The organism is Amycolatopsis sp. NPDC005232 (assembly GCF_040607795.1).
Lineage (GTDB): Bacteria > Actinomycetota > Actinomycetes > Mycobacteriales > Pseudonocardiaceae > Amycolatopsis.
Window position 1 is genome coordinate 251,943 of record NZ_JBEXHL010000003.1, and the last position, 15,781, is coordinate 267,723.

At 71.8% G+C, this 15,781-nt stretch carries 17 protein-coding genes and 1 pseudogene; 1 reads left to right on the forward strand and 17 read right to left on the reverse strand.

Going from position 1 to position 15,781, the window contains the following annotated elements; translation table 11 throughout:
- Positions 1–18 precede the first annotated feature (18 nt).
- Entirely contained in the window at positions 19–996 is a 978-nt protein-coding gene (locus ABZU76_RS08445; protein ID WP_354866430.1) for a nitroreductase, read from the reverse strand.
- 388 nt (positions 997–1,384) lie between these two features.
- Between ABZU76_RS08445 and ABZU76_RS08450 the strand changes: the two genes are divergently transcribed.
- Positions 1,385–1,660 carry a universal stress protein gene (locus tag ABZU76_RS08450; RefSeq protein WP_354866432.1) on the forward strand — a complete coding sequence of 92 codons (276 nt, stop codon included), beginning with the start codon at positions 1,385–1,387 and terminating at the stop codon, positions 1,658–1,660.
- 184 nt (positions 1,661–1,844) lie between these two features.
- Here the strand turns inward: ABZU76_RS08450 and ABZU76_RS08455 are convergent.
- From ABZU76_RS08455 to ABZU76_RS08530, 16 genes and pseudogenes are all read right to left on the reverse strand, one after another.
- Positions 1,845–2,370, reverse strand: a pseudogene (locus ABZU76_RS08455) (hypothetical protein); the annotation flags it as partial.
- The gene (locus tag ABZU76_RS08460; protein ID WP_354866434.1) at positions 2,367–3,269 is read right to left on the reverse strand and encodes a universal stress protein; all 903 of its coding nucleotides are present in this window, start codon (positions 3,267–3,269) and stop codon (positions 2,367–2,369) included. The gene ABZU76_RS08460 and the pseudogene ABZU76_RS08455, both read right to left, overlap by 4 nt.
- Complete coding sequence (locus ABZU76_RS08465; RefSeq protein ID WP_354866436.1) at positions 3,266–3,880, reverse strand: CBS domain-containing protein; 615 nt, start codon at positions 3,878–3,880, stop codon at positions 3,266–3,268. The genes ABZU76_RS08460 and ABZU76_RS08465 overlap by 4 nt, the downstream gene beginning before the upstream one ends.
- A gap of 309 nt (positions 3,881–4,189) precedes the next feature.
- On the reverse strand, positions 4,190–5,083 hold the full coding sequence (locus ABZU76_RS08470; RefSeq protein WP_354866438.1) for a universal stress protein: 894 nt from the start codon (positions 5,081–5,083) through the stop codon (positions 4,190–4,192).
- The gene (locus tag ABZU76_RS08475) at positions 5,070–5,351 is read right to left on the reverse strand and encodes a DUF1918 domain-containing protein (protein ID WP_354866440.1); all 282 of its coding nucleotides are present in this window, start codon (positions 5,349–5,351) and stop codon (positions 5,070–5,072) included. The genes ABZU76_RS08470 and ABZU76_RS08475 overlap by 14 nt, the downstream gene beginning before the upstream one ends.
- A gap of 49 nt (positions 5,352–5,400) precedes the next feature.
- On the reverse strand, positions 5,401–5,973 hold the full coding sequence (locus tag ABZU76_RS08480; RefSeq protein ID WP_354866442.1) for a CBS domain-containing protein: 573 nt from the start codon (positions 5,971–5,973) through the stop codon (positions 5,401–5,403).
- Positions 5,974–5,991: 18 nt separating this feature from the next.
- On the reverse strand, positions 5,992–6,585 hold the full coding sequence (locus ABZU76_RS08485) for a universal stress protein (protein ID WP_354866444.1): 594 nt from the start codon (positions 6,583–6,585) through the stop codon (positions 5,992–5,994).
- A complete protein-coding gene (locus ABZU76_RS08490; RefSeq protein ID WP_354866446.1) occupies positions 6,510–6,833 on the reverse strand; it encodes a universal stress protein in 324 nt (107 codons plus the stop codon). Before ABZU76_RS08490 ends, ABZU76_RS08485 begins: the two co-directional genes overlap by 76 nt.
- A gap of 51 nt (positions 6,834–6,884) precedes the next feature.
- Complete coding sequence (ppk2, locus tag ABZU76_RS08495; RefSeq protein ID WP_354866448.1) at positions 6,885–7,757, reverse strand: polyphosphate kinase 2; 873 nt, start codon at positions 7,755–7,757, stop codon at positions 6,885–6,887.
- Complete coding sequence (locus ABZU76_RS08500) at positions 7,754–8,386, reverse strand: CBS domain-containing protein (protein ID WP_354866450.1); 633 nt, start codon at positions 8,384–8,386, stop codon at positions 7,754–7,756. Before ABZU76_RS08500 ends, ppk2 begins: the two co-directional genes overlap by 4 nt.
- On the reverse strand, positions 8,383–9,267 hold the full coding sequence (locus ABZU76_RS08505) for a universal stress protein (protein ID WP_354866452.1): 885 nt from the start codon (positions 9,265–9,267) through the stop codon (positions 8,383–8,385). Before ABZU76_RS08505 ends, ABZU76_RS08500 begins: the two co-directional genes overlap by 4 nt.
- On the reverse strand, positions 9,264–10,280 hold the full coding sequence (locus ABZU76_RS08510) for a nitroreductase (RefSeq protein ID WP_354866454.1): 1,017 nt from the start codon (positions 10,278–10,280) through the stop codon (positions 9,264–9,266). The genes ABZU76_RS08505 and ABZU76_RS08510 overlap by 4 nt, the downstream gene beginning before the upstream one ends.
- Before the next feature lie 298 nt (positions 10,281–10,578).
- Positions 10,579–10,875, reverse strand: coding sequence for a hypothetical protein (locus ABZU76_RS08515; protein ID WP_354866456.1), 297 nt, complete (start codon positions 10,873–10,875; stop codon positions 10,579–10,581).
- 482 nt (positions 10,876–11,357) lie between these two features.
- Positions 11,358–14,108, reverse strand: a complete 2,751-nt coding sequence (locus tag ABZU76_RS08520; RefSeq protein ID WP_354866458.1) for an AAA family ATPase — start codon at positions 14,106–14,108, stop codon at positions 11,358–11,360.
- A gap of 183 nt (positions 14,109–14,291) precedes the next feature.
- Complete coding sequence (locus ABZU76_RS08525) at positions 14,292–14,546, reverse strand: hypothetical protein (protein WP_354866460.1); 255 nt, start codon at positions 14,544–14,546, stop codon at positions 14,292–14,294.
- Positions 14,547–14,988: 442 nt separating this feature from the next.
- Complete coding sequence (locus tag ABZU76_RS08530) at positions 14,989–15,768, reverse strand: isocitrate lyase/phosphoenolpyruvate mutase family protein (RefSeq protein ID WP_354866462.1); 780 nt, start codon at positions 15,766–15,768, stop codon at positions 14,989–14,991.
- Between the last annotated feature and the right edge of the window lie 13 nt (positions 15,769–15,781).

The following is a 15,781-nucleotide window of genomic DNA, read 5'->3' on the forward strand; positions in this document are numbered from 1 at the left end:
TGGTCGAGCCGGCCCGGTTCAGTCCGGAAGCAGATCGGCGAGGAGGCGGCGAGGCGAAGGTGGCACGGGATCCACCGGGTGTCCGTAGCGGAAGATCACCTGTGGCAGTCCGGGCAGTTCCAACCGCTCGGCGAGCAGCTCGCGGAAGCCGCACAGGTGCAGCGGCTGGGTGAGGACCGACCCGGCGAGACCGCGCGCGGTCGCTTCCAGCCACGTCCGGGCGCACCCGGCGCCGGCGGCGAGGTGCTCGCGCCGGTTGTCCCCCTCGGTGCAGAAGACCAGGAGGTGCTCTGCTTCGAGCCGCGCGGTGAGCCTGGCGTCGTCCGGCACCGGCGTTTCGCGGCGCACCAGCCCCGCGGCAGGCAGCGATTCGGGGCCGAGCGCCGCCTCGGGCACGCCGTCCTCGGCGCCCGACGCGTGGGCACCGCTCGTACTCGCGGTCCACGCGCGCAGCTCACGCTGGTAGGCCGGGTCCGCCCGGAAGACCCGGGTGGCGAAACCGAGCATCGCTCCCAGTTCGCCGAGATGCCGTGGCACCACCGCGCGCACGCACGCCTCGCCGCCCGCCGCGGACACCGCCGCCTGGTCCACTTCGGACACAGGCTCGGCCGAGAACCAGCGGCGGTGGGTGCGCCGGCGCCCGATGGCGTGGTAGCGCGCGAGCTCGGCGTGGTCGGGGCTCAAGCCCGGCTCGGCGTGGATGGTGGCCACGACCGCACCATCTGCGGGGTACGACGTGGTGGCCGCCCGGCACAGCACCCGCGCGGCCACCTGCAGGTGCGCGAGCGCCGCGCCGCAGGACACCATGCGGTCGCGGCCCTCGGGATCGTGGTTCGGCAACGCCACGGAGGCTAGCTCGATCAGGTCGATGTCGCTGCTCCGGACGCGCATGCGCCAGGGTTGCGTGTTGTGGACCGACGGAGCCCGACTCATCGCCCGTGCGAGCACCACGATCTCGGAAGCGGCGAGCGCCTCCGCCTGTGCCGAGGTCCGCATATTTCACTCCTGTACCCGGAGACGGTCACTCCGGCGAACTCCATGCTCGCCGTCGTGCGGTCCCGCCGATGCGGCCCAAAGTCACCGCGCCCACGGCAGACGTCCTCGCTCGCACCGGCGACCTCATGCCCTGGCCCCCGCACGACCTCCTCGATGCCGCTCGACCCGCAACCCGAGGAAAGGCGTGTGCGATGAATCCGGCGAACCCGGCTTCCGGCCGCGACGATCGGCAGTGGCGGCTCCCCTCAGAGCGATGCGGCGCCGCGCCGGGTGCTCGGCGTTGCCGCCCAGCCCGATGACTCCGTTCACGCCGTGCTGGTGCGGCCGACGTAAACCCTGTTGCCGGGAACGTCTTTCGCGCTGCAGCCGCACCGTCGGCATCCCGCCGGTGCGTACGCCCCGCACGACGACATCGCGCGCATCCGCGCGGAGTTCCCGTCCGCCGCGGACGTCACTCTCGACGCCGCGGGGCGATCCGGCCACGGAGCTGATCACCGCGTCCACCGACGCCGATCTCCTCGTCGTCGGCGCACGCGGCGCCGGCCGCACGCCGGAACTGCTGCTCGGCAGCGTTTCGCGCGACTCCGTGCGCTATTCGCGCTGCCCGGTCGTGGTCGTCACGCCCGGGGCCGTGCGCCGTCTGGCCCCGGGCGCGTCCGCCTGACCGCTGCGAGACTCCAGACTCGAGGCAACGGCGCAGCCACTGAACCCGCACACCGCGGCCAGGGTACGAATCGAACGTGAACGTGCCGCCTACCGACTCCGCGCGGTCGCGCAGGTTACTCAGCCCGCTCGGCGCGATATCCACCGGCAGGTCCGCTCCGGCGTCGGCCACCGAGAGCACCCGTGGGGCAGCCTCGTTCGTCGAACAGCTCTTTGGGCCGGTACGACCGCAACCAGGTCTCCAGCGCACTGAGGTGCTCGGGATCCTCGCGCCCATGCGCGAGCGGCACCCGGTGGGCACGCCTGGTGCCCTCGCCCGGCTTTCCGTCCACAGTGGCCGGTCCGGTTCAGCCTGGGGTGAGCGCAGCACGATCATCGGCCAGGGCCGCCGGCCGCGACTTCGTCGCAGCGCCGCCGGGTCGGCCACGACCGCGTCGAGAGCGGCCGAACCGGTCACGAACATCGCGTCCAGGGCGTGGGTGAGGATCGCATGGTCGAGGTGGGCATAGACGAAGGTCAGCCCCGGCGAGGTCCCGAGTGCCCGGGCAGGCGCGGCTTCGCCTGCCCGGGCACGAGCGGCTCACGCAGCAGCGTGTTGCTCATGAGGCAGATCTGGCCCACGGCCAGGTAGTTCGCCGCTCGCCACTGTGCGTCGACCTGGGCCGGCTCGACCGGCGAAAGCGTCGAGGCAGCGGCTTCGAGATCCGTCACCGCTTCGGCTCCGGCCGCACCACGAGCACGGGGCAGGACGAGTGGTGGATCAGCGCCTGGGCGGTCGAGCCGAGAAGCATGCCCGTGAAGCCGCCGCGGCCGTGGCTGCCGACCACCACCAGCTGTGCCCGGTCGGACTCAGCGAGCAGCGCGTGCCGCGGCCGGTCCTGGACCAGAGCCCGGCGGACCGCCACTTCGGGGAACTTCTCCTGCCAGCCCGCCAGCCGCTGGGCCAGCAACCGCTCCTCCGTCGGCTCGAGCGATTCCGGCTGGGGCATCAGGCGGGCCGTGCTGTCCGTGGAGTCGTACGTGACGTCGTTCCACGCGTGCACGGCCACGAGCGGCACACCGCGGAAACCCGCTTCCTCGAAGGCCGCCGCGATGGCGGCCTCGCTGTTCGGGGTGCAGTCCACGCCGACCACGACCGGCCCCTCCAGCGGAACCGGGCCATCGCCGTGCCGCCCACGGACCACCGCGACCGGGCACTCGGCATGGCTGGCCACGGTGGCGGCCGTGGAGCCGACCAGCATCCCGGCGAAGCCGCCGGTGCCGGTCCGGCCGACCACGATCAGCCGAACGCGCCTCGACAGGTCGAGCAGGGCGTTGGTTGAAGTCTCGAAGAGCACGCCGGTTCGCACGGTGAGCGACGCGTCCGCGGACAGAGCCAGCTCGCGAGCCGCGGTGACGAGGCGATCACCTTCCCGCCGAAATTGCTCGAACAGCTCGTCACTTCCGGCCAGGCCGCCACCGTAGTAGAGCGCAGCGCCCTGCAAGCAGTTCACGAGTTCCAGCTCGAGCCCCCGTCCGGACGCGAGCCGCGCAGCCCAGCGGACCGCCTCGTCCGCGCCTGCCGAACCGTCGACGCCGACCACCACGGTGTTGCTGTTGTGCGTTGTCATGACCACGGGTCCTCTCTCGACGAAACCGTCTCGGCACCGACGACGCCTGGCACAGCCAGGGCAAGCAGGCTCGCGACGTGGCGATCGGTCTCGTCGTCGTAGCGGTCGACGATCCGCACGACCCCCTCGTGGACCTCGACCTTCCAGCGACCGGTGCCGCCGTAGATCTCCAGCCGATGCCGCACGTCGGCGGAGATCGCACTGTCTTCCCGGGCGAGCACACGGACCACGTCACCACGCGTGACGATCCCGACCAGGCGGCTGCCGTCGACGATCGGCATCGCGCGGATCTTGGCGTCGACGAGGGCCTGGCAGAGATCGGCGACGTCGGTCCCCGACGACATCGCGGTGACCGGCGTGGTCATCACCTGCTCGACCGACGTCTCCGCCACCGAGGGGATTTCCGGGCGCTGATGGGCCGACCGCGCGTCGGCCGGGATGCGCCCGCGGATCAGGTCGGCTTCAGTGACGATGCCGATGAGGCGTTCGTCGTCGTCGACCACCGGCAGCGCGGTGAACCGATGTTCGGAAAGCACTGCGGCCGCCTCCTTCGCCGGTGCCCACGGGTGCACCGTCACCACCGGCGCGGACATCAGATCTCGTGCACGCATGGAGTTCGCCCCTTCCGTTCGCTGCACCGAAAGTAACCACCGGGCAAGGCCGGCGACGCCGGTCCGGAGTCACCACCGCGAAGGACCAACGTCACCGTCTGCGAGCCGATCCGAGTCCCCGGACCACGGCTTCCCGCACCGCCGGTACTGTGCCGGTTCCCGCCACGACTGTCCACAAGAGACGTTTCCCGCCGCACGGGTTCGTGGATCCCAATCACCGCGGACCGGACCGCACGCCGCCCTGAGGGCACGGCGCGAACACCGTCTCCGGCACGGCGAGCGCCCTGGGCGCCGTCGTGCTGCGACGGTTCATGACGGTCGTCTGCCCGGGCGGACGACCGCGACCGGGCACGCGGAGTGCACGAGCAGCGCTTGGCTGGTGGAGCCCAGCAACATCCCGGTGAACCCGCCGCGGCCACGGCTGCCCACCACGACGAGTTGCGCGTCCGCTCCGAGCTCCAGAAGAGTCCGGACCGGCCGTCCTCGGACGACCACGACGTCGATCGGGAGGTCGGGGAATTTTTCGCGCCAGGGCGCGAGCTGCTCGTCGACCCGCCGTCGTTCGGTTGCGGCGACGTCCTCCGGGCGCGTGCCCGCTGCCCGCAACTTTCCCTCCGGCGTGATCTCGTTCCAGGTGTGCACCGCCACGAGTGCGGTGCCGCGAGCCGCGGCTTCTTCGCACGCGTAACCCAGAGCGTCGTTGCTGTCGGGAGACCCGTCGAGCCCGACAAGCACTGGGCCGGCCACCGGCGGCGGGTCGTCCGGCCGACGCCCGCGCACCACGACGACCGGGCACGGTGCGTGGGCGGCGAGTGAGACCGCGGTCGAGCCGATCAGAAGCCCGGTGAACCCGCCCAGCCCGCGCGAGCCCAGCACCACCACTTCGGCGTCCGCACACTCTCGCAGCAGGACTCCCACCCGACCGCCCTCCACGACGGCCCGCTCGATCCGCACCGACGGCCACTTCGCCAGCACAGCCCCCTCTGCCTCGGCCACCCCCGACTCGGCGAGGGACTGGAAGCCTTCGCGCACGGCTGTCACAGCCATGCCCGAGACTCCCGGCGAGGGAACCACGTACGCCTGCACGAGTCTCAGCAACGCGCCCCGGCGCACAGCCACCTCGGCGGCCCAGACCGCAGCGTGCAGAGCCGAAGCCGAACCGTCCACGCCGGCCAGCACCACGCGGTCGTCACGCCGGGACACGGTGTGCACCTCCGCCCGACTGCCGCAGCGCCCGCAACCGCTCGAACCGCGCACGGTCCACTTCGTCACGCGCGGTGATCTCCGCTTCGGTCAGGACGATGGCGTCCGGGCCGGGGAACACGGTCGACACGTGGTCGTCGGCCGGCCAACGGACACTGAACGGAGGGGTGCCGTCCGGCCCTCCGACGGCGAAGATCCGGCCCCGCTGTTCGGGCAGGTCGACTCGAACTCCCTTCACTACGAGCCAGTCGCCTGGTCGTGCCTGCATCACTCCTCCTCGAGATCAGGTTCGGCGCCGGGAATCGCGGCCGCGCAATTCAGTTCTTGCCGGCAAGTTCCACCGCGGTGACGCCCTCGACCGTTTTCGCGAGAGCGGCGACGAGCCCTCGTTCGGCTTCGTCGGCGAAGATGCCCCGGACAGTCACCAGACCTGCAGTGACGGAGACAGACCACAGGTCGCGGTGCCCCGTGTAGTCCTTGAACAAGCCGCGGACCTGCGCGGCGATGGCGTCGTCGTGCCCCACGAGCGGGCGCAGCAGGTCTCGCCGGCTGACAATCCCCGCCAGACCGCCCGCGTCGACGACCGGGATGCTGCGCAGCCGGTCGACGAGCATGCGGGCGGCGATGTCGCTGACATCGGTGTCAAGCTCGACCACGACGACCAGCCTGGTCATCACGGATTCCACGAGCCGGCCCGGCGCGACCGGCTCTCCGGTCAGCACCCCGCTCAGCGCGTCGGCCTCGGTGAACGAACCGACGACGCGGTTTTCCTCGTCGACCACGGGCAACGCGGCGATGCCGTGCTCCATGAGCAGCACGATCGCCTCCCGCACCGGCGTCGCCGGCCCGACCACGACCACCGGCCGCGTCATGATGTCCCGTGCGCGCACGGCTCTCCTCCTGATGTCTCAATGAACGACGGCGACCGGGCACATCGCGTGAGCGAGCAACCGGTTCCCGGTCGAGCCGAGCAGACCGCCCGACACCGACCCCCGGCCGCGACTGCCGATCACGAGCAACTGGGCGTCCTCGAAACCCAGCAACGCGCGCGCAGCCGAGCTTTCGCGGATTGCCCGAGCCAGGATCGTGACACCGGGGCCGGTCCGGGCAAGGTCGTCGCCCCGGCGTCGGAGCGCTCGCTCTTCGCCCTCCGCGGCCGCTTTGACCAGTTCCGGATCATCGAGCAATCCCTCGTGCCACGCGTGCACCAAGATCAACGGCACCTGGCGGGCGCGGGCGGCCTCGACCGCGAACTGCAGCGTGCGACCGTCACCGTCACCGACAACACCCGCAACCACCGGCCCGCCCGGCTTCTCGCGGCCGCGCACGATCACCGCGGGGCAGCGCGCGCTCGCGGCGACTCGCAACGCCACCGACCCGATCGAGGCTCCCCGCAGCCCGCCGATTCCGTGCGAACCCAGCACGATCAGCGCTGCCTCGTCCGACAGCCCGACGAGCAAGTCGGCGGCGAGCCCGAGCCGGACCAGGTACTCGATACGCACGCCCGGCGCGGCCTCCTGCGCGACCTGCGCGACTGGATCCAGCGGCGGGCGCCCTCCAGCAGCAGCGGTTCTTCCCACGACCGTTCGCGGCCGCTGAGGTCGGCCGTGTCGAACAGCCCGGCGTGGAACAGCTGGAGCACGCTATCCCGGCGGACCGCTTCTTCCGCCGCCCACCGGGCGGCGGCCAAAGCCGCCTCCGATTCGTCGACACCGACCACCACCGCGGCGCGGGCTGTCGTTCCCGTCACGACGTGTCTCCGTTCCCGCCACCTCAGACCGGTGACTCACTCCACCGTCGCTCAGCCGCGATGAGCACGGTCAGGGGAGGAAGTCCCTTCCGGGCGGGACGAAAGCGCGGAGTGCTTCATCAGCGTCGCCGCGTAGTCGGGGACCTCGCGCTGCAACCGCCGGTCCGTCCGCGCGTACCCGCCGTCGCTCGGCCGCGGCGGAATGGTCACGGCTTCGCGCGGGATCTCGCGATACGGGACGCCGGCGAGCAGGTGCGCGATCATGTTGATCCGCCCGTGGCGCTTCTGGTCGCTGTCGACCACGTACCACGGTGCTTCGGGGATGTCGGTGTGCACGAACATGTCGTCCTTCGCCCGGGAGTAATCCTCCCACCGCGACACCGATTCCAGGTCCGTCGTGGACAGCTTCCAGCGCCGGAGCGGGTCGTCGATCCGCGCCCGGAACCGGCGCTCCTGCTCGTCACGGCTCACCGAGAACCAGTACTTGTGCAACAGGATGCCGTCGCCCACGAGCAGACGCTCGAAAATCGGGCACTGCTGCAAGAACCGGTGGTACTCGTCAGGTGTGCAGAACCCCAGCACCCGCTCCACGCCCGCGCGGTTGTACCAACTGCGGTCGAACAGCACGATCTCGCCGGCGGCGGGCAACAATTCCACGTACCGCTGGAAGTACCACTGCGTGCGCTCCCGCTCGGTCGGCTTCGGCAATGCCTCGACCCGCGCCACCCGGGGATTGAGGTGCTCGGTCAGCCGCTTGATCGTGCTGCCCTTCCCCGCCGCGTCACGGCCCTCGAACACCACGACGAGCCGCGCGCCCTCCGCGCGCACCCACTCCTGCAACTTCACCAGCTCGATCTGCAGCCGGGCGAGCTCCTTCTCGTAAACCGCGCGCGACAGCCGCGCCGCGGGGTGCTTTCCGGTCATCGGGTCACGTCGTCCCACACGAAGTCGAGGCCGTTGCACACCTCGACCACCCCGGACACCGCTTCGATGCGACTGGTCACGGACGCGATCTCGCTGCGCTGCTCGACCCGGCCCGCCACCGTCACCACACCGGAGTGGACCATCACCCGCGCACGATCCGGCCCGATCCGCAGGGATTCTCTCAGCAGGACCGTCACCTCGCGGGCGATCTCGGAGTCCGAGCGCGAGATCAACCCGACGAGGTCGCGCCGCGCGACAACGCCCACCGGCCGCCCGGCGGCGACAACGAAGAGCCGTCGCAGCCCCGATTCGGCCAGCCGCGCCGCGACGTCGGCAACCGGCGCACCGGCAGCCACGGTCAACGCCGGGCTCGTCATCACGTCCCGCGCCGTTCGCGGCGGCCACGCGTTGCGGCGCCACCAGCCGCGACGGCGATCCGAACGCAGCAGCGGCAGCAAGTCCCGTTCGGACACCACACCGGCGATCGCACCTTGGCGATCGACCACGGCCACCGCGCTGATCCCGCGGCGGACCAGGACGTCCGCGATCTCCTTGACCGGGGTGTCCAGCCTCGCGCACACCGGACTGGGCGTCATCACCGCGGCGACGGGTGTCGTGCTCGTGTTCATCGTTCCTCCCCTGTCGAGGTTTGTCCGTTCCGCTCCCTGCTGACCACCAGCACGGGGCAGTCGCCGTGGTGCAGCAACGCGTGGGTGGTGGAACCGAGCACCATGCCCGTGAAGCCGCCTCGCCCGCGGCTGCCCACGATCACGACGGCCGCGTCCTTGCCGTATTCGATCAGCCGGTCGCTCGGCCGGTCCCGCTCGACGACGAGCTCGACGTCGACGTCCGGAAAGCGTTCGCGCCGACCGGCCAGCCGCTGAGCGAGCGCGCGCTCTTCCGCTTCGCCGACGTCGATCAGTGGGGTCGCGCGGCTTTCCCCGAACGCTCGGCCGCTGCAGCTGTCCTGCCACGCGTGCAGGGCCACCAGCCGGGTGTGTCGCCGCGACGCCTCCTCGAACGCCCATCCGATCGCGGCGTCGCTCGTCGGGCTGCCGTCCACGCCGACGATGACCGGCCCGTCGACCCGCGTGGCGCCACTGCCGCGGACGATCGCCACCGGACAGCCGGCGCGGGCGATGAGGTCGGCATCAGGTGAACCCGCCAGCAAACCGGACAGTGTTCCGGTGGGCGGGCCCAGCACCAGCAACAGCGCGCTCTGGGAGGCCTGCCGCAAAGCGGCCTCGACGCCGACGCCGCTCGTCTCGGTGGTGATCGACACACCGGGCTCGGCCGCCGCCAGCTCGTCACGCGTCGTCCGCGCCACCTTCAGCGCGAGCGCCTCCTTGGCCGCGCGCCACTCGGCGCCACCGACGGACGGACCGTCGACCCCACTCACGGTGAGCACAGTCAGCGACGTGCGCCACCACGCGGCTTCCCGGGCAGCCCAGCGAGCAGCCACCGCGGCCGGTTCGCTGCCGTCGACACCCACGACCATGTGATCGATCACGACCCGCTCCCCCGCTGCCCGATCAGGACTTCACCCAGGCCCCTGCGGACGCTCGGCGGCGCGATGCGCGACGTACGGCCCAGCCGCATCAACGCCTGCGGGAAACCGGGCAAGCCGCGGTCCTCGCACAGCGCCGATCGCACCTCCGGCACGTGCAGCGGCTGCGTCAGCACCGCCACCGCCAGCCCGCGCGCGATCGCCTCGAGCCAGCACTGCTCCAGCGCGTAGCCCGCGTGGACGTGATCGGTGCGGCCGTCATCGGTGGTCAGGAAGAGCAGGAACGTCTCGCCCGCCAGCCTGGATCGCAAGACGGGCAGCTCCGGTAGGTCGGTGGTGCGTCGGACCAGCCCCGCCCACGGGAACTCCCCGCCCGGAACCACGGTGCGGCCGAGCCCCGCTCCGTGACGATGGCTCGCTTCGTCGCGAATCGTCCACAAGGCGATCTCACGTTGGTACGCGCCGTCGTCACGGATCGCGCGCGCAGCGTGGTCGAACAACGCCGCCAGCTCACCGGCGTCGGGCAGCGGCACCGCCTGGGCTCCGGTCGTCACCGCGGCCCGCGCCACCTGCTCGGCCAGCCTCCGCCCCACGGGCGTTCCGGTGAACCGTGCCCGCTGACTGCGCCGGGTAGTGGTGGCGGAAAACCGCTTCAGGTCCGCGTCGGACGGCTGCGCCGGGACTGTCGCATCGATGCGCGCCACCACTTCCGGATGGGCCGTGTCGGGCAGGATCGTGACGTCCGCCCGCCGGCCGAGCACCCGCACCGCCAGCTCGAGGTTCGCCAGTGCCGCCCCACACGACATCACCAGGTCGCGCCGATCGGGATCGTGCCGCGGCAACGCGACATCCGTCCGCTCGCGCAGCACGACCGCTCGCCCGACCGGCTCGACCGTCCAGGGCTGGGTCTTGTGCACTGACGGCGCGCGCAGCACCGCGCGGCCGAGTACCTCCACTTCGGCGCCCGTCCAGGCACCAGCCCGCGGTCCGGGTGCCGGATCGGCTTCGCTGGTCACGGCTTCTCCTGAAGGTGTCGACTGGCCCGACTCCTCAGCTAACCGCCGGCACCGCGTTCGGCGCGCCGGCCACAAGGCATCGCGGCGAAGGACCAACGTCACCGAAGCGGCGATCGAACCTCTCGACCCGCAGCGAAACTCGCGGGCTCTCGCTCCGCACCTCTCCGCCGCGCATACCTGCAGACCGCCGCACAGACCGATACGTCCCCAGCCAAAGGAGACGGTTCCTCGTGACATCGTCGGCCACCCGCACCGCAGATCACCGTGCGACCTCGGCCCTCGATCAGCGGTGTTCCTTCTACCGCAGCGAATGTCGGCTGTTCGCCGCCGTCGACGAGCCGACCCGACGGATCCTCACGCCGGTCGGTGGACTCGTCGGAGCCGTGGTCATGCCCCGCGAGTTCGGACACCGGGTGCCGCCGATGAGGCTGTGGCTGCCGGCGATCCAAAGCCAGGGTGCGTTCCAGGTGCCGCCGCCCATGGTCCAGTCGAGGCAGTTGCGGATGGCGTCGTCGTCGCGGTGGTGGGTCTCGTAGTCGTCGCGGATGCGGGCGGCGTCGGTGTCTGATCCGCCGAGGATGACGCTGGCGGACATCCGCACCCGGATCGTTCAGTTCTCGCGCGCGGCCGCGGCGGATTCGAACCCGGCGGCCTCAGCCGAGCGGAGCCCGAAAATCCCCAGTTTGAGGCCGGTGTCGGCGAATAGCGGCCCGCTCTCGTCGCAGGGCCTGCGGCAACGGCCTCCGACCGTTGACGGGAGCCGTCTGCACCCTCACCATCCGCGGCGGCCACTCCCCCAAGCATCCTCCTGCACCACCGCGACGGCAGCCGCGTCGCCGGCGGAGGCGGCTGACCCACCTCCTGCCCGCGGGCATTTTCCCACTCTGCAGCGTCCTGCCTGCCGCCGTCGCCGCAGACTTCTCGCTCTGGCGCGACATCCAACGCGAATGCGTCGCAGAACTCCTTTGCCACAAAGGGTTCGGCTGCACCTGCGCGGCGAGCGGTGGCACAGGTGCCGGAGGCCAGGACGGCGGCGAACGATGGTGGAGCCGGAATCGCCGATCCTGCCCGCGGCAGTCACGTCGCCGGCGGCAAGGGTGGTGACGGTGGCGCCGAAGGAGACGGCGGCGGCGGTGACCTGAGCTTGTCGTAGATGCGCGTGAGGTGGCTTTCGACGGTGCGGGGGCTGAGGAACAGCCGTTCGGCGATTTCGGGGTTGGTGTGGCCGTCCTGGACGAGGCGGGCGATCTGGGTTTCCTGGGCGGTCAGGGTGCTGTCGGTCTCGGTGCGGTGGGTGCGGACGGTCGCCCCGGTGGTGTGGAGTGCGCGGGCGGCGCGTTCGGCGAAGCCGGCCATCCCCATGGTGGTGAACAGGTCGTGCGCGGTGCGCAGCTGGTCGCGGGCGTCACCGCGGCGGCGTTCGTGGTGAAGCCACTCGCCGTAGAGCAGGTGCGCCCGGGCCAGTTCGGGCCGGACGCGGGTGCGGCCGAGATGTTCGATGGCGTCGCGGTAGGCGTGCTCTGCGCTAGGCCCGTCGGCCAGCAGCGCGCGCGAACGCGCCTCGACGCCCAGCGCCCAGTCGGTGCCGGCGGCCCGCAACAGGGGTGAGAACCAGGCCCATGTCTCGGCACCGGCGTCTCGCGTTCCGGTCCGGACGGCCGCCTCGATCAGCTCTGCCGCACCCCATTGGGAAACGAACCGCTGGCCCGGGTTGTCCGACTCGATGAGGCGCTGGGCTGCGCCGAGCGCGTCGTCGTAGCGGGCCAGCCCCAGATACAACACCACGCTCGTCCACGCCGTCGCGGCCAGCGCGATGCCCTCGCCCCGCGCGGCCGCGCCCGCGACGACCGGTTCGCTCAGGTCGTGGAACTCGGTCTCCCGCCCTTGCCAGGCCCTGAGCAGCAGGCCGCCGTAGGGCGGGAGCTCGATTCCGGTCGCCTCCGCGGCCGCTGCGCTCTCCTCGAGCAGCGGCGCGACCTCGGTCAGCTCGCCGTCGACCACCTGCGCGGACACGCGCGTTTGGAGGGCGAGGGGGAGCGCGGCGAGCGTGCCGGTGTCTCGGGCGATCTCAACGTGGCGGCGCGTGAGCACGTCGAATGTCTCGTCGTCCCACAGATTGCGGGCGGTGACCAGCGCGAACCACGTCCAGCGAAGGGCGTCCTCCGGGGCGAGGTCGGGGCTGCGAAACGCCACGAGCGCACGCTTCAGCGGCGCCACGGCGGCCGCGTATCCCTCCGTGATCTGCAGGATCAGACCGTCGAGCAACAGATCGAGCGGGCGCGGCGGCTCCGGGGCCGGGGGCGCACCCCGCGCGGCTTCCGCGACCTCCCGGATTCCCCCGCCGCTCGCCAGCGGGCCGGCGAAAGCCGCCGCCTCCAGTGCCCCAAGGAAGGTGTCGCGCGACAGGCGCGCGTCGAGTGGCGCGAGCCGGGTGGCGGCCTCGAGCAGCAGCCGCGGGGTGTCGCGGCCGCGCCTGGTGACCAACGCGATCTGGGCGCGCAGCAGCTCGCAGCGGGCACGGCGGAATTCGTCGGACGGACCCGCCTCGACAGTGGCCAGCAGTTCCAGCGCCGCGTCCGGCGCGCCGGCCTGCTGCTTGGCCTGCGCGGCGCCGAGCGCTCGCTCGGCCCGCTGGACGGGGTCGGGAGTCAGACGAGTGGCCCGCTCGAGAAACGCGGCAGCCGCGGCCATACCCCCGCGCGCCTGCGCCCGCCCGGCCGAGTTTTCCAGCTCGGCCGCGACCATCTCGTCCGGCCCCGCGGCAGCGTGGGCGCGGTGCCACGCCCGTCGATCCGGATCCTGCTCCGCGTCGGTGACCGCGCCCAGCGCGGCGTGTACGCGGCGCCGATCTTCGGAAGATGCGGCGCGGTAGACGGCCGAGCGCACCAGCGGATGCCGGAACCACGCTTGTGGATCGAAGCTGACCAGGCCCGTCTCCTTCGCCGGTGCCGCTGCCGTGATCCTGATGCCGAGCCGCTGGGCCGCGCGCCACAGCAGTACCGGTTCGCCGCTCTGCTCGGCGGCCGCGACCAGCAGCAGCAACCGCGTCTCGGCCGGCAGCGGCGCCAATCGCCGGTGAAAACTCTCCTCGATCCGGTTCGGCAGCCCCTCGATGCTCGGCAGCCCGAACCCACCCGCCAACTCGGCCGGGCTCAGCCCGCGCGGGAGTTCCAACAGCGCCAACGGATTCCCCCGCGTCTCGGCCACGACGCGGTCCCGCACCTCCGGGTCCAGCGGTCCCAGCGCTGAGCTCAGCAACTCCCGCGCCTCCTCGGCGGGAAGACCACCGACAACCAGGTCCGGAAGCCGCGCCAGCTCCCCGGTCTCCTGCGGCTCCCGCACGGCGAAGACCATGCCGACCGACTCCGCCGACAACCGCCGCGCCACGAACACCAGAGCCTGCACCGACGCCTGATCCAGCCACTGCATGTCGTCCACCAGACACACCAGCGGCCGCTCGTGGGCGGCCTCCGCCAGGAGGCTCAGCACGGCCAACCCGACCAGGAACCGATCCGGCGGCCTGTCGCTCCTCCCGATCCCCAGAACCGTTTCCAGCGCGACCCGCTGCGGCCCCGGCAATCGAGCCAGCCCGGCCAGCACCGGCGCGCACACCTGATGCAGGCCCGCGAAGGCCAACTCCGCCTCGGCCTGAGCCCCGGCCACGCGCATCACCCGACACCCCCGGGCGACCTCGGCGGCGTACTCCAGCAAGGCCGTCTTGCCCACGCCCGGCTCGCCACGCACCACCAGGACCCGGCTCTGGCCCGCGCGCACGTTTTCGACCAGCCGGTCGAATTCAACCCGCTCCCTGTGCCGGTCCCGCAGCATCTCGCACCACCGCTACCCGCTCCGTCGCCGCCCCCGCCGGCCTGATCGGACAGACCCCGCGGCGACCTCATCGGAGCCTCAAACATAACTCCGGCACCGCGCCCACGCCCGGTCGACCAGTTCCACGTTCACGACCGGGCGCTGTCTCAACGCGGACGTGAGCGCGTTGTCAACGAGCGGTAATCAGCCGACCGAGCGGATTTCGCGAGCATCGTCGAGATCCCACTCCAGTGCCTTATCGACATCGCCGGCCGCGCGGGTGCCGACTCCCACGCACTTGTTTATCGAAGGTCGGTGCGCGGGGGTGGAGCAGCAGAGCAGCGCCTGGCCTGCCGCCGACGACTCCAGCGGCAACGGCGCGTAGCCGACGGAGCCCGACAGGTCCGGCGTGCCGCACGTCTGGCACACGCCGGTGCGACAGCTCCAGCGCGCCGGCACGTCGCACGCGTCGGCGAGTCCCAGCAGCGTGCTGCCTGGGAACGGTGCCGAAATGCCGCTGCGGGCGAACGTGAGGACCGGCCCGGCGCCGGGCGGCCCGGCCGGTGGGTGCAGCGGCCGGGGTGATCCGCCCGACGAACCCGGGGATGATGGCGTCGAGCGCGCCGAACAGCTCTGTGTGGATGTGCGTGGAGTCGAGCCCGGCCGACGTCAACGCAGCGGTCATGTCGGTCACGAACGCGGCCCGGGCCCGCCGTGCGCGTGGCTGGTCGCTCCGAACAGCTGCGGTTCGGGTGGGCGCCCGCGAAACACGGCGGAAGCAACGTGCTTCGCGGTCGCCGAGTCCGGTCGGCGTCGGGGCGGCGGGTGGTCGAGATCGCCGCATGAAGCGGCGAAGGAGTCCGGCCCTCGCAGCGTTCGGCCTGCCGGGGTCAGAGGTGGGTCAGTTCAGTTTGCGCGTGTCCGAGGGCAGGCCGCCGCCCGCGTACACGTCCTCGGCGAGCTTCGCGAGGGCGGTGAGCGCCACATTCTGGCTCCACGGACCGTAGGACACCCGTGAGACGCCCAGTTCCTGCGCACGCGCCAACGGGATCGAGCCTGGGATGCCGATCAGGTTGACCTTGCGCTCGCCGAGTGCGTCGACCAGGCGGGCCACCTGGTCCTCGTCGAGCAGGCCGGGCACGAAGAAGTTCGACGCACCGGCCGCCAGGTAGGCGCGGCCGCGGGCGATGGCGTCGGCGAGCACCTCGTCGGGGTCGCGGTCGCCGGCCTTCACGAAGGCGTCGGTGCGGGCGTTGAGCACGAAGTCGACACCCGAGTTCTGGGCGGCGGCCACGGCGGCCTCGACAGCCTTCACCGAGTCGGCCAGCGGCTTCATCTGGTCCTCGAGGTTGCAGCCGACGGCGCCGACGTCGATCGCCCGCGCCACCGTGCCGCCCGGGTCGCCGTAGCCGGCCTCGAGGTCGGCGGTCACCGGCAGGTCGCCCGCGACTCGCACGATCAGGGCGACCTCGGCGATCATCTCGTCGCGCGGGATTTTCTCGCCGTCGGGGTAGCCGCGGGAAGCCGCGATCCCGTGGCTGGGTGTGGCCAGTGCCTTCGTCCCGGGCGTCTCGGCGACGACCTTCGCCGTGATCGCGTCCCAGACGTTGACGACGAGCAGCAGTTCCGGGGCCGCGTGCAGCTCCTGCAGCAGCGTGGCCTTGTCGCCGGTGGAAGTCATGCCGGTCAATCTA